Here is a 14,185-nt window from a genome sequence, read left to right as displayed (position 1 = left end):
TAATTGTATACAATTATTCAATCTCTTTATAAACAAAAGAAATAGACAAGTAGGTCTATTTCATCGTTTTTTCATAAATATCAATAATATTAGTTCCTACATGCTCAGGATGATGGGCATCACTAGCTACAATCAACTTAACATTATGTTCCTTAAATATCTTTAACAATTCATCACTCAATCCAATATCTCTATGATTATAACGATAATGACAACCTGTGTTATTTTCAGCAATGACATTATGTTCAATTAATAACTTCGCTAACTGATGATATGTTTCGGTTAAATCATACTTAGGATAATAATTAAACATCTTAATTGTATCTGGATGAGCTAATTGTGTAAATAAATCAGATTTAACTAAATCAAATACTAATTCATAATATCTTTTATAAATATCATCAACATCATATTTATTCCATAAAATTTCTTTTGAAAAATTCATATCATATAATTTTCCATCAATTGAATGAATTGCGCCCACAATAAAATCATATTCATGATTTTTTAAAATATTACGAATATATTCTTTGTATTTAGGCACATAACATACTTCTAAACCAAAAGATACATCTATTGGTAAATCTATATCTTTCATTTCTTTAATTAAACGATCATAATCATCTAAACTATCTTTAAATTTCATCGTTTTATTTTCTAACCATTTTTTTTGTAACGGTTCTTTTTTTAACTCTTCATATATTGGTTCAAATTCAACAAAACGATGAGTATGATCTAATATTTGAATTTTTTTTAAACCTTTATTTACTGCAGCATTTACAAACTCCAATACATATTCTTTAGTCAAATCCCCATATTCTAAATGCATATGTCCATCTATCATTATAATTACCCCCTTTTTACTTGATTATATGTAAAAAAAATATACTAGTACAGTAAAATGATAAAAATTTATTATTTAAAAATGGCACATCATAAAGTGCCATTTTCTAAATTAATTTTGTTTTCTTCTTAATACTACATATCCAGCTACACTTAATAATGCAAGTCCTGCTAATGTTCCTACTAGTGCATCATCACCTGTTTTTACACTTGCAGTTGTATCACCATTATTTACTGGTGTTTTTGCAGTATTGTCTACTGGTGTTGTTGTATTTGCTTCTAAGCTATTGATTGCTTTTTCTAATACATCTTTTGCACTATTTACTTCTTCTTGTGTTGCATTTGGATTTTCATATACTACTTTTGCTGTTAATAAAGCATTTTCTACTACAGCATATGATGCTTTTGTATAGTTTGCACTGTCTAATCCTTCTGCTTGATTGATTAAATCTTCTAATAAACTCTTATCTGGAATTAATCTTAAATTCAAGAATGCTGTTACTAACTCACTGTAAGCTGTGTTTACTTCTTCTTGCATTGCATTTAAATCTTCGTATACAGCAATTGCTTCATTTAATTCTGTTTCAAATGCTGTCCATGTATCCTCAGTATAATTATCAGCTTCTAATCCGCTAACTTTATCGATAAATGCTTTTAATGCTGTTTTATCGCCTTGTTTAAAGTCTAACATATGCATAGCGTTAGCAAGCCTATCAAATGCATTATTTACTTCTTCTTGTGAAGCTGTTAAATCATTATAAACTGCGTTAGCTTCATCTCTTGCCACTTTGAATTCATCAGCTACTGCTGATACAACATTAGCTAAATCTTCATCAGTAATTGCATTAGCTAGATCTACTGCAATCTTTAATGCTGTTTTGTCACTACCACCAACTACTTTTACTAAAGCATCTTTTGCAGCTTGTAATGTTTTAACTGCATTATCCACTTCTTCTTGTGTTGCATCTTGTTTATCTATGATCGCTTTTGCCTCATCCATTGCAGTTTTAAAACTTGACCAACTTTCGTTTGTATATTCATCCTCTTTTAATGTTAAACATTCATCATATAATGTTTGCAATGTTGTTTTGTCTATTTCTTTATCAAATAAAATGTCTGTTTTATATTCATCTAACCACAAATCATTTTTATAATCTCTCGGTCTAATTTCTACTCTATCTTCAAAAACATTTACTTGATATCCAATTTGAGCTATTGAATCACCATAAGATTGATATTTAAATGCTGGAACATCTACGACATAACCATATTCTTCTTGGTATACTTTTGCTAAATCGATTCCATTATGGACATGTCCGGTAAAAATAATTGACTGTGGATAATCTTTTAGAATTTCTTTTAATGCTTCTTCTTGTTCACCAATTAAATCTAATGATTCATGATCAGCAGTGTTTGTAAATGTTTGATGTATTTGAATAAATATTGGTTTATCTTTATGAGCACCTTCCTTAATCACATCTTTTAACCAATTTAATTGTTCATTAGATAAATAAGCATTATCTTTTAAATCTTTTTCAGTATTTAATGTAATAAAATGATAATTATTAATCCATGTATCAAAATATAATTGATCTGTTGTTCCATCCATATACGGTGTATTGTATTTTAAATAACGTTCTTTAAATGGAGATGTGCCATATTTACACGTTGGAATATTAGCACCTGGTTCATTTCTATCGTCACCAGAACATAGCCAACGCACATCATGATTTCCTAATGCGATTATACTTTTAGTAAAATTATATTTTTCAATAATATTATAAAATGATTTATATTGAGCTTCAGAACCACTATCAGTAATATCTCCTGGAAACATGATTGCTGAACTTGTAGGATCAAGAACTGAAATATCTTCTAAAGCGTCAATTAAGTTTTGTCTTGATTTATTATTATCATCACTTCCATCAATATGAACATCTGAAAGAACTTGGAAACTCATAATTGGTGTTTCAGTAATTTGGAAACGATCAAATGCAAGAGTTAATTTTTTAATTAACTTGCGCATTGTTGTACTATCAGCACTATCTTTTGCTTCGTTTACCTCATTAATCACTTTTTCAAATTCATTTATTTTTTCTTGTTCATAACCAGATTCTTTAGCTTCATTTAAAATTTGAGTATATTCAGCTAGTTTCATCTTTAAACGATACGGTAAATAATAATTATCAATTTCTGTTTCTGTAAATAACCTCTTCATTACTCGAACTTCATCAAGATAAGCATTGTTAATTCCCTGTGTTTTATTACCATCTGCACCAATTACAAAATCAGTTGCATCAATTGTTTTACCATATGTATCTTTAATACTAACTGTTTTTTCTAAATTACCATCAATATACGCACTAATTTGATTATCACGATCAAAATTAACTACAATATAATGCCAATTATCATCATTAGCACTTAAACCATAAATATCATCTCGACTACAATCTTCTCCAGTATAATTAACACGGATACTATCACCAAAATTACCAATATTCACTCCAACATTGCCACCAGTTGACCAATCTTTATTTGAGATAATTGCTGCTTCTTTTCCACCACCATCAACTGTTTTATACCAAAATGAAATTGCAAAATCTTCTGTTTTAAATTTTAAATCATCTGGTTGTCCAAAATTAATATATTGTTTTGCAGTTTGCATAGTACTACCATTTTCATTTTGAATATGAATTGCTTTACCAATAACTCCATTTTCATAACTTAGATCACCAACACCAGCTCCATGATTTTCACGACCTGAATCATCATTAGTATTTTCATTATCAAAACTTAAATATAAAACTTGTCCATTAATAACGCCTTCAACACCTTCTTTAGCATCGTTAATTTTATCATTAATATCATTTACTAAAATAGTTATATTACTATAATCATTATTTTCAATTGCAACTTTAGCCTTATTAATTACCTCTTTAAGAGCCGCTAATTTTGCTTGATCATATTTAATATTTTCACTTGCTTCTTGATAAAATTTATCAGCTTCATTTACTATATATTGTAAATATGTTCTATCGTATTGTAATTTAATTTCATTAATATCCATCAAACGATTATATACATCTAACTCATCAAGATAAGCATTGTTTAAACCATTTTTAAAATATCCATCAGCACCGACAACAAAATTCGCAACATCAATATCCTTATCGACTGCATTTGAAATGTCTGTTTTGCCTGTTGACTTACCATCTAAATAAGTTTCAATATAACCATCGCGATCAAAATTAACTGCAACATGATGCCAGATTCCATCAATTGGTGCAAAGTTATAAACATCATATCGATTACTACTTTCTGGTGTAAAATTAACCCTAAGCCCAGTATCAAAATCTCCAATATTTAATCCTTTATTAGCACCACTATTAAAATCTTTATTTGATATTAATGCACCCCCAGCATTAACACCATTATCACTCTTATACCAAAAAGAAATTGCAAAATCCTGATTTGTAAATTTAATATTTTTTCCAAAATCAATATATTGTTCAGCTTTAGCACTAGTGCTTCCGTTACTATTAGTAATGTGTACTGCTTTTCCTTTTACACCATCTACATATTCAACATTTCCTTGAATTTTTCCATTATTATGATTTCCACTAGCATCTTCAACATTACCATCAAAAGAAGCAGAAAGTAATCTATCGCCAATTACTGTTTTAAATTCTTGATATAATTTTTCTACCTCATAACCAGATTTGACCGAAGTAAAAACTTTAACCTCATCTAAATAACTATCTAATAAACCATAACATTTATCACGATCTGCACCTATAACTAAATCTCCAAGATTAATGTTATCATTTGCATATTTAGAAATATCAGCTTCTCCACTTTTTGCACCATCGGTATAAGTAATCATTTTACCATCTCGATCAAATGTTATAACATTGTGATGCCACAAACCATCAATAGGTGTAAATTTAATATCTTTACGGCTTCCACCAAAAGCAAAATTAGCACGTATTTCTTTTGTAAAACTTCCAATCGCAAATCCATCATTTACACCACTATCATAATCTTTATTAGAAATAATAGTTCCGCCATTTTCATTACCAACATTACTTTTATACCAAAAACTAATTGTGAAATCATTTGTACTAAAATCAATCTGATCACCTAAATTGATATATGATGACGCCTTTTTACTTGAACTTCCGTTAGCATTTACTATATGTGCTGCTTTTCCATCCACACCTTGTTCATATGTCACATCAAATGCTTCACCGTGATTTCCATTACCACTCACATCATTAGCATTTTCATCATTAAAGCTTAAATGTAAAATTTCATCATCATTAAGCTCATAATCAGCTAGAATCTCTTCTTTACTCATTAATTTAGAATATACTTTTAACTCATCAAGATAAGCATTGTTTAAACCATTTTTTAAATATCCATCAGCACCGACAACAAAATTCGCAACATCAATATCCTTATCGACTGCATTTGAAATGTCTGTTTTGCCTGTTGACTTACCATCTAAATAAGTTTCAATATAACCATCGCGATCAAAATTAACTGCAACATGATGCCAGATTCCATCAATTGGTGCAAAGTTATAAACATCATATCGATTACTACTTTCTGGTGTAAAATTAACCCTAAGCCCAGTATCAAAATCTCCAATATTTAATCCTTTATTAGCACCACTATTAAAATCTTTATTTGATATTAATGCACCCCCAGCACTAACACCATTATCACTCTTATACCAAAAAGAAATTGCAAAATCCTGATTTGTAAATTTAATATTTTTTCCAAAATCAATATATTGTTCAGCTTTAGCACTAGTGCTTCCATTACTATTAGTAATGTGTACTGCTTTTCCTTTTACACCATCTACATACTCAATATCCCCTTTAATTTTTCCATGATTTTCATTTCCTGATAAATCTTGAACATTTTCATCAAAGTTTACTTGTAATAATAAATCTTCATCTATAGCATAACTATACACATTACTAGATGAAAAAATCATTATCAATACAAGTAATAAGAGACTAAATTTTTTTAATTTTTTCATAACCTTTCCCCTTTCTTTAAATATTCTCTTATATATTTTCTTTAATAAAGATATACGTTCATTATAACAAAATAAGCGCTTACATTAATTACACATTTTATTTAAAAGTTTATAATTTTTATAATGTAAATACAAACTAAGTTATAAAAAAATCAGTGTAAATGAAAAAAAGAAGCCTAACGGCTTCTTTTTTCATGATGGATGCAATTTATGGGAGAGGGAAACATCCATCATTATGGGTTGTAAAACATATATGAGGGGATTAATATATTTTACAAATTATTATAGTTGTCTTTCGACATGATTATCCTATCATTGATGTATGAATTAAATATGAACTAACTAAATATATTTAGTTTAATAATTCTTTTTTATCTAAATTATCATCTAATCGAATTTCAACTTCTTCATCTTCAAATTCCTCGAATAACTCATTTAACGATATATCATCAATTTCATCATTAATTCCAAATGCATCTGCAACTGCCATACTAATTTCTAAATCAATATTTTCCTCATTTATTTTAATTCCATTATCCATTAAAAAACTATAAATCATAAAATAAATATTTAAATTATTAACAGTTATTTCCTTAACTACTCCATTATGATTAAAAAATTCAATCATAATATCTATTAAAGTTTCCATCATCAAGTTTTTATCAGGTAAAAATACTTCTCTAATAATATAATCACTTTCCGATGCAATAACAGCATATATTTGTAATTCACCTGTATTACATGTTTCTAATGATGGTAAAGTGACAATATCCAAACAAGTTCGTTCATTTGAAATCAGTGATGAAATTATTTTTTCATTTCCACGATATCCATTATCAAAATCATTTATTTTAACTTTTGGTTCATGTACATATATATTACTATCAATAAATTTAAAATCTTTTATATTAATTTCAATAATTTCATCTACTTCACTAATATTACTATCGTTCTTTAAAGCAACTACTAAATCTTTTAACCAATTTAATATATCTTCGCTTACTTTCATTTCAATTAAACTCGGTATAAATCCTGGTTCATTATAAAATGCTAATATTTTTCCATCATTATCTAGTGCATCAGCAATTTCTGTTTTTTCATTATTTAAAATAAATGTATAAAAATGTCCAAAAGCACGGTTAATCTCTCCAACATACAAATTATAAAAACCTTCTAACATTTCATCATAATCATCAAACATTTCAATAACATAACCTTTTATCGTCTTAATAATTACCCAATAGATTGTTGCATTAGAATTAATTTTATATTTTAAACAACCTTCAAAATTTTTACAATCAATTAAATCTTTTATTTCACTTATTACATCAATATAATCATATTTAATTTCATTATTATTGATCACATCTTCAATTTGATAGCGAAGCAATATATTATTAATAAAATTCAAATCAAATCTATCAAGATTATTTTCATCACATAGTTTTTCAAACTCTTTAACTCCACTATAATCTTCACATAAATTGTCTCCTTTAAAATCGATTACTTTTGGAATATCGTCAAAATCATCTAATTGCATAACACTAATTTCAAAGCTCCAACAATAATCAAATCCATATAAATATTCAAAAACCATTTTATTAACTAATTTTGATTCCAAAATCTCATTATTATCATTTAAATCTAAATTAAACATATATTCAAAAATATTTTCAAACCCAAACATTTCTTGAATAATAAAATGCAAATCATGAAATGATAATTTACTAGGTAGCTCTACTACCCTATAAATTGCCTTACTACTATTTTTTAATCTTATTGTTAATCTATATCCCCTCATAAAATTCTCCTTTATAATCATCTTACTTTAAACTTTCCTTTTCTTTATAAAATAACATTACAAAAACAATTGCAATTATACCAGCAGCAAGTTTACTTAATATAAATATCAAAACTCCCTGATTATCAACAACACTAGAAATAAAACCTAATTGTCCACCAAACACATATGCGCCTGCAACACTAAAAGCTGCATTCATCATCTTCCCTTTACGATCCATTTGACTAAACAATGGAACCATTGCAATACTAGTTCCTAAACTTAATAAAAGTCCCATTACACTAGTACTATTAATTCCTAATTTTTGTCCAACCATAAAGATAACTTTAGAAAATCTTTTGATAATAAAATCGCTTAAAATCACAGAACCACATACTACAATGCACATCCTTAAAACAATTACCATTGCCTCGCTAATTAGCTTTTCACTAGTAAAAGGCAGCTTATTAAAAAATAATTGTAATACTACCATTCCAAATAAAACAATACTTAATATTCTAATGATATAACCAAATAAAGTTAATATAAAAATTGTTTTTTCATAAGAGAAATATAAACCAATTACTAATACAATACACAAAACTAAAATTGGCAATAAATTAATCAATAAATGTGGAATATTTAAATACAATGCAACTACTATTAAAACAAACGGTAAACTTAATATCCCATATACAAGCCCATTAATAAAAGGATGTAAATCATCTTTTTTTAAAGAAGCTAAAAAAATAGGCAATTGAAAACTAATTGTTTGTCCTAATGTTGATGTTAAAATCACGCCAGAAAATATTAAAAATGCTTCATTATGTAAACCAGATACGATTGAAAAACCACCCATATCTGGTGCTAAAATACTACCAATAATAATACTAGGATCAAGCAAAGAATTTTTACTAATATTTGTAATTACATCAACATTATTTTGAATCAACGTAATTGCAATACAATAAAAACCTATCATACTCATTGCAATACTTCCCATTGAGTTAATTCCCCTATCAAATGATTCTACTAATCCTAATCGATTATTTAATATCTTATCTAATAAACCAATTAAACATATAAACAACATAATTAAAATAAAAAAATTCATAGTTTCCCTCATCTTTCAATATTCTGATAGTATTTTATCATTCTTATAAACAAGAAAAAAGCCCTCATGGGCTTTTATTTAAAATATTCAGTTATACTATCTTGACTATCGAAATAATTGATTTTCATTGCTTCCTTAGTTCTTTTTAAAGTATTATTTGCTTTTTCATTAGCCTTTATACAACCTTCTTCTAATACTTTCATAACATAAGTTATATTTTGTTCTAATTCACTACGTTTAGCTCTAATTGGGTTTAATGTTTCTTCTAAAACATTAAATAAGAATTTTTTGATCTTGACATCACCTAAACCACCTCTACGGTAATGATCTTTTAATTCATCAAGATTTTTATAATCAGGTAAATATTTTTCAAAATACTCATCTTTACAAAAACAATCTAAATATGTAAATACCGTATTTCCCTCAACTGTTCCTGGATCTGAAACTTTTAAATGATTAGGATCAGTATACATACTCATAACTTTCTTTTTAACTTCTTCACTAGAATCAGATAAATAAATACAGTTACCGATCGATTTAGACATTTTTGCTTTACCATCAATTCCTGGTAATCTTTGACAAACTTCATTTTCTGAAAGCATGATTTTTGGTTCAACCAAAACATCACCATAAATACGATTAAAACTATGAACAATTTCTTTAGTTTGTTCAATCAATGGCATTTGATCTTCCCCTACTGGTACACATGTTGCATCAAAAGCAGTAATATCTGCTGCTTGAGATACCGGATAGTTTAAAAATCCTACTGGTATACTAGTTTCAAATCCACGTTGTTTAATTTCTTCTTTAATAGTTGGATTTCTTTGTAATCTTGAAACAGTTACTAAATTCATATAATAAGCTGTAAATTCAAACAATGCTGGAACTTGTGATTGAATAAACATTGTTGATTTTTCAGGATCTAATCCAACTGACATATAATCTAAAGCTACTTCTAAAATATTACGACGTACTTTTTCTGGATTATCTGCATTATCAGTTAATGCTTGTGAATCAGCTATCATTATATAAATTTCATCAAAATTTCCTGAATTTTGTAATTCAACCCTTCTTCTAAGAGAGCCTACATAATGTCCTAAGTGTAATCTACCTGTAGGACGATCACCTGTTAAAATAATATTTTTCATCTCTAAAACTCCTTTAAATAAAAAGGTTTTTATCCTCAAGGATAAAAACCGCTATGCCACCTTGTAAGACACCATCATGTCTGTTTTTCTTAACGCGAAAAGCACGGCGCCACTACTTCCAATGGGTTCATTTTGCTTCTAGCCAGGTCCATTCATTAACTGTTTTATCTTGATTTTCACCACCCATCAAGTCTCTTAAATTAAAACATTGTTAACTACTATTCCTAGATAATCGAATTTACTAACATTTTTATGATAAAACTTAATAACTTTGAAGTCAATACTATTTTTAATAATCCATCACTTTACTTTAAATAATTATCCAATAATTGTTTTGTATGATTGACAACATAACCACTGCCACCTCTATTTTTTACATCTTCTACCATTGATGTAATAAGAGTTGGATTATCACTATCAACTGTCATAACTGTAAACCATCCAATTTCAGTGCCAGTTGTATCATCTTGTGATGCTTTAATTTCACCAGTTCCTGTTTTACCTGCTAATTGATATTTACTGCTATTCATTGCATAAGCAGTTCCATTTGGATCGTTAATAACACCTTTTAAATCTTCACATATTTCTTTTGCTGTAGCTTCACTAAAAGCATTTTCAATCCATATTTTTGAATCCGTATCTTGGACAATATATGGCGTCATGATATCTCCATTATTTACAAAAGCACTATAAATAGATGCCATTTGAACTGGATTCATTAGTATTTGACCTTGTCCATAACCACTATCTGCAATTTGAATTTCATCATTAAATTTATCACTTGTGTATTGTGATTTATTTAAAGATAATTCAAATGGAATTTTTTCACCAATTTTTAACTTTTTATAACCACTTTCTAGATTATCTTTACCGATTTCTAATGCAGCTTTTGCAAAATATACATTATCTGAATAAATCAATGCATTTTTTAAATTATTAGGTTCTGGTGCATGTAAGGTTGTTACATAATAACTTCCCCAATTCGAATCTTTTTGCCATTTCATTTCGGCATTAAAATCTTTATCCTTATCTAATGAATCAGTATCTAAACCAATTGCACCAGTAATTGGTTTCATAGAAGACCCAGGAACAAACGTTGCTTTAAAACGATTATTCAATGGCTTCATTTCATTATTATTTAATTCATCCCATTTTTCTGTAGATATTCCTAAAATAAAATCATTACTATTAAATGATGGCGTACTTACTAATGCAAGAATTTCTCCTGTATTAGGATTCATTGCTACAGAAGCACTTTTATCTTGTTGATAAGCATTATATAGCTCATTTTGTAAATTTATATCAATAGTTAAATTAATATCTTTTCCATCTTCTCTTTCTTGACTAACGATACTAGAAATTTCATCACCATTATTATTAGCAACATATATTTCTACACCATCTGTTCCTTTTAGCTCTTTTTCATACGCTGCTTCAATTCCACTACGTCCAATATATGATGTTTCACTGTATCCTTCACCTTTATGTTTTTTTAAATCATCTGCATTTACTTTTTGCATATATCCTATTAAATGTGATGTTACTTCACCATATGGATATGTTCTTACAATTGTTGTTGATAACTTAACCCCAGGTACTGTTAATAAATTATTTTTCAATGTTTCATCATTTTTAGTAATTGTTTTCAAAGGAACAAACGAATCATCTTTAATCCATGAAGCACTCATTGTTTTTTGAATACTTTCTTTTGTCAATCCTAATAACTGTCCTATTTTTTCATAATCATTTTCACCATTTAACTTACCTGGTACTAATCCTACTAAATATGCTTCACCTTCACCAGCTAACATATTTCCATTTCTATCATTTATATTTCCTCTAGTGGCTTCATCTTGACGAACCCTTATTTTATAATCTTTTTTTAAAGTAGGATAAATAAAACTATCATCCCAAGATATTTTTCCATCACTTATTACTGTTTCATTATCAAACTCTGCTTTCCCTGCAAGAGTATCCATATTTACATGATATTTTAACTTTCCATCTTCATTATCTGTAATTTCAATACTAATATTTTTTGCTTCAATACCTTCATAGATATTTTCATTTCTTTCTATAAACTCATCCTGACTATAATTTTTTTTAGATTCATCATCAAGCATTTCATAAAGTTGCTTATATTTACCTTGCTCAACTTTTGCATAGTAATCCTCTAATACTTTTTTAGAATCATCCCCTGATAATAGCATAAATGCGATAACTCCAACAATTACAACTGCAATTATACCTACAATAATTAAAATAATCTTCTTTTGATTATTTCTTTTATAATAAACATCATACATATTAATTTCCTCCTAACAACTTAAGTATATCATCTTTCTTTCAATATATCATCAACTAAAAAATACTTTGCTTAACCACAATACATTTTCCCAACCACACTGCCAATATACAAAATATAACTGTCAATACTACATATATAAATGCTGTTAGAACTTTCCCATTGCTAATTAAATCAACTGTTTCCAAAGAAAAAGTTGAAAAAGTAGTAAAACCTCCACATATCCCTGTCTTTAAAAATAATATAACTCTATTATCTAACGAATATTTACTACCTAAAGCAACAACTACCCCAATTACCATTGCTCCAATAATATTAATAATCATTGTATTTAAAAAAGTTACTTTAATTGGTACCAATCCCATTAAATAACGACAGATAGCACCAATAAATCCACCTATTCCAACTACCAAACATTCAATCATTTAAATACCCCTTTTTTATAACAAAAGGACTGTAAACACAGTCCTAATCTTCATTACCGTCCCAACAATAAGTACATAATTTACATTTATCTAAACCAATTGCTTCAATCATATCATCTAAACGATGATATCTAAGTGATGTAAAATTAGAACGTCTTCTAATTTCTTCACACATTGTTTTGTATCTTTCACTATCAGGATCAGCGTATTCTTTTAATACTTCTTCACTAACATTATCACCTTCTAATTTTTGAATCACACGACGTGTAATCAAATCCAATTCTGAACTAGAACGTGAGAAATTTAAATATTTACATCCAAACATAATTGGTGGACATGCTGGACGTACATGAACTTCTTTTGCACCACTATCATATAAGAATTGTGTTGTTTCCCCTAATTGTGTTCCACGAACAATCGAATCATCAATCAATAATAACTTTTTATCTTTGATTAACTCTTTTACTGGAATTAATTTCATTTTTGCAATCATGTTACGTTGTTTTTGGCTCGTAGGCATAAATGAACGAGGCCAAGTTGGCGTATATTTAATAAATGGTCTAGCAAACGGTATATTAGATGCATTAGAATATCCTACTGCATGAGCTATTCCTGAATCTGGTACCCCAGCAACACAATCTGGATGAACATCATCTCGTCCTGCTAATAAACTACCACAGCGATTACGCATGCATTCAACATTTACGCCTTCATAAGTTGAAGTTGGATAACCATAGTAAACCCATAAGAATGAACAAATTTTCATTTTATCTCCTGGTTCTTGTTTAACTTCAATTTTATTTGGTTGCATAAAAATAATTTCTCCAGGACCTAAATCACGATAATGATGATACCCCAGATTTAAAAAAGCACTGCTTTCAAATGTTACACAATACCCACTTGATTTTTCCCCGATAATTATAGGTGTTCTACCCAATTTATCTCTTGCCGCATATATTCCTTCAGCTGTTAAAATTAAAATACTCATTGACCCTTTTATTAATTCTTGAGCATGCTTAATCCCTTCAACAATATTATCTTTTTGACTAATTAATGCTGCTACTAATTCGGTTGGATTAATTTCTCCAGAACTCATTTCTAAAAAATGTGTTGTTCCATTATCAAAACACTCATTTTTTAACTGTTCTAAATTATTAATTCTACCAACAGTAGTAATAGCGAACGATCCTACACTAGATTTAACTAATAAAGGTTGTGCTTCATTATCAGAAATACATCCAACACCTAAATTACCCTCAAATTCTTCAATATCCTTTTCAAATTTAGTTCGAAAAGGAGAGTTTTGAATATTATGAATTGATCTTTGAAATCCATCAGCTCCATGTACTGCCATTCCAGCACGTCTTGTTCCTAAATGTGAATGATAATCAACTCCAAAAAACAAATCCAATACACAGCTCTCTTTTGAGGCTACACCAAAAAATCCACTCATTATTAATTCCTCCTAATTTTACATTTCTATTGTATATTATTTATCACAAATTTCCTACATTTTTTTA

General features: G+C 28.2%; 8 protein-coding genes. All 8 read right to left on the bottom strand.

Features of this window, described 5'->3' with window-relative positions; all coding sequences use genetic code 11:
* Positions 1-55: 55 nt before the first annotated feature.
* A complete protein-coding gene (locus NQ543_RS01465; RefSeq protein WP_004610576.1) occupies positions 56-844 on the bottom strand; it encodes a PHP domain-containing protein in 789 nt (262 codons plus the stop codon).
* 111 nt (positions 845-955) lie between these two features.
* Complete coding sequence (locus NQ543_RS01460; RefSeq protein WP_004610577.1) at positions 956-5,893, bottom strand: LamG-like jellyroll fold domain-containing protein; 4,938 nt, start codon at positions 5,891-5,893, stop codon at positions 956-958.
* A 352-nt stretch (positions 5,894-6,245) separates the two neighbouring features.
* Positions 6,246-7,694: an IS1096 element passenger TnpR family protein gene (locus NQ543_RS01455; protein WP_039904710.1), complete on the bottom strand. Its 1,449-nt coding sequence runs from the start codon at positions 7,692-7,694 to the stop codon at positions 6,246-6,248.
* A 22-nt stretch (positions 7,695-7,716) separates the two neighbouring features.
* Entirely contained in the window at positions 7,717-8,787 is a 1,071-nt protein-coding gene (gene eutH / locus NQ543_RS01450) for an ethanolamine utilization protein EutH (protein ID WP_039904713.1), read from the bottom strand.
* 74 nt (positions 8,788-8,861) lie between these two features.
* Positions 8,862-9,935: a tryptophan--tRNA ligase gene (trpS, locus tag NQ543_RS01445; RefSeq protein WP_004610580.1), complete on the bottom strand. Its 1,074-nt coding sequence runs from the start codon at positions 9,933-9,935 to the stop codon at positions 8,862-8,864.
* A gap of 305 nt (positions 9,936-10,240) precedes the next feature.
* Complete coding sequence (locus tag NQ543_RS01440) at positions 10,241-12,241, bottom strand: penicillin-binding transpeptidase domain-containing protein (RefSeq protein ID WP_004610581.1); 2,001 nt, start codon at positions 12,239-12,241, stop codon at positions 10,241-10,243.
* Between the two features lie 55 nt (positions 12,242-12,296).
* Entirely contained in the window at positions 12,297-12,665 is a 369-nt protein-coding gene (gene crcB / locus NQ543_RS01435; protein WP_004610582.1) for a fluoride efflux transporter CrcB, read from the bottom strand.
* 43 nt (positions 12,666-12,708) lie between these two features.
* Complete coding sequence (locus tag NQ543_RS01430; protein ID WP_004610583.1) at positions 12,709-14,118, bottom strand: amidophosphoribosyltransferase; 1,410 nt, start codon at positions 14,116-14,118, stop codon at positions 12,709-12,711.
* Positions 14,119-14,185: the final 67 nt, after the last annotated feature.

Source organism: Thomasclavelia spiroformis DSM 1552 (genome assembly GCF_025149465.1).
GTDB classification, from domain to species: Bacteria; Bacillota_I; Bacilli_A; order Erysipelotrichales; family Coprobacillaceae; genus Thomasclavelia; species Thomasclavelia spiroformis.
Note: the sequence above shows the minus strand (reverse complement) of the source record. Positions and strands in the feature narration are given on the sequence as shown.

Excerpts from the sequence above, each read along its gene's own strand:
- NQ543_RS01465 (WP_004610576.1), bottom strand. The coding sequence starts at position 844 with ATGATAGATGGACATATGCATTTAGAATATGGGGATTTGACTAAAGAA.
- NQ543_RS01460 (WP_004610577.1), bottom strand. The coding sequence starts at position 5,893 with ATGAAAAAATTAAAAAAATTTAGTCTCTTATTACTTGTATTGATAATG.
- NQ543_RS01455 (WP_039904710.1), bottom strand. The coding sequence starts at position 7,694 with ATGAGGGGATATAGATTAACAATAAGATTAAAAAATAGTAGTAAGGCA.
- eutH (WP_039904713.1), bottom strand. The coding sequence starts at position 8,787 with ATGAATTTTTTTATTTTAATTATGTTGTTTATATGTTTAATTGGTTTA.
- trpS (WP_004610580.1), bottom strand. The coding sequence starts at position 9,935 with ATGAAAAATATTATTTTAACAGGTGATCGTCCTACAGGTAGATTACAC.
- NQ543_RS01440 (WP_004610581.1), bottom strand. The coding sequence starts at position 12,241 with ATGTATGATGTTTATTATAAAAGAAATAATCAAAAGAAGATTATTTTA.
- crcB (WP_004610582.1), bottom strand. The coding sequence starts at position 12,665 with ATGATTGAATGTTTGGTAGTTGGAATAGGTGGATTTATTGGTGCTATC.
- NQ543_RS01430 (WP_004610583.1), bottom strand. The coding sequence starts at position 14,118 with ATGAGTGGATTTTTTGGTGTAGCCTCAAAAGAGAGCTGTGTATTGGAT.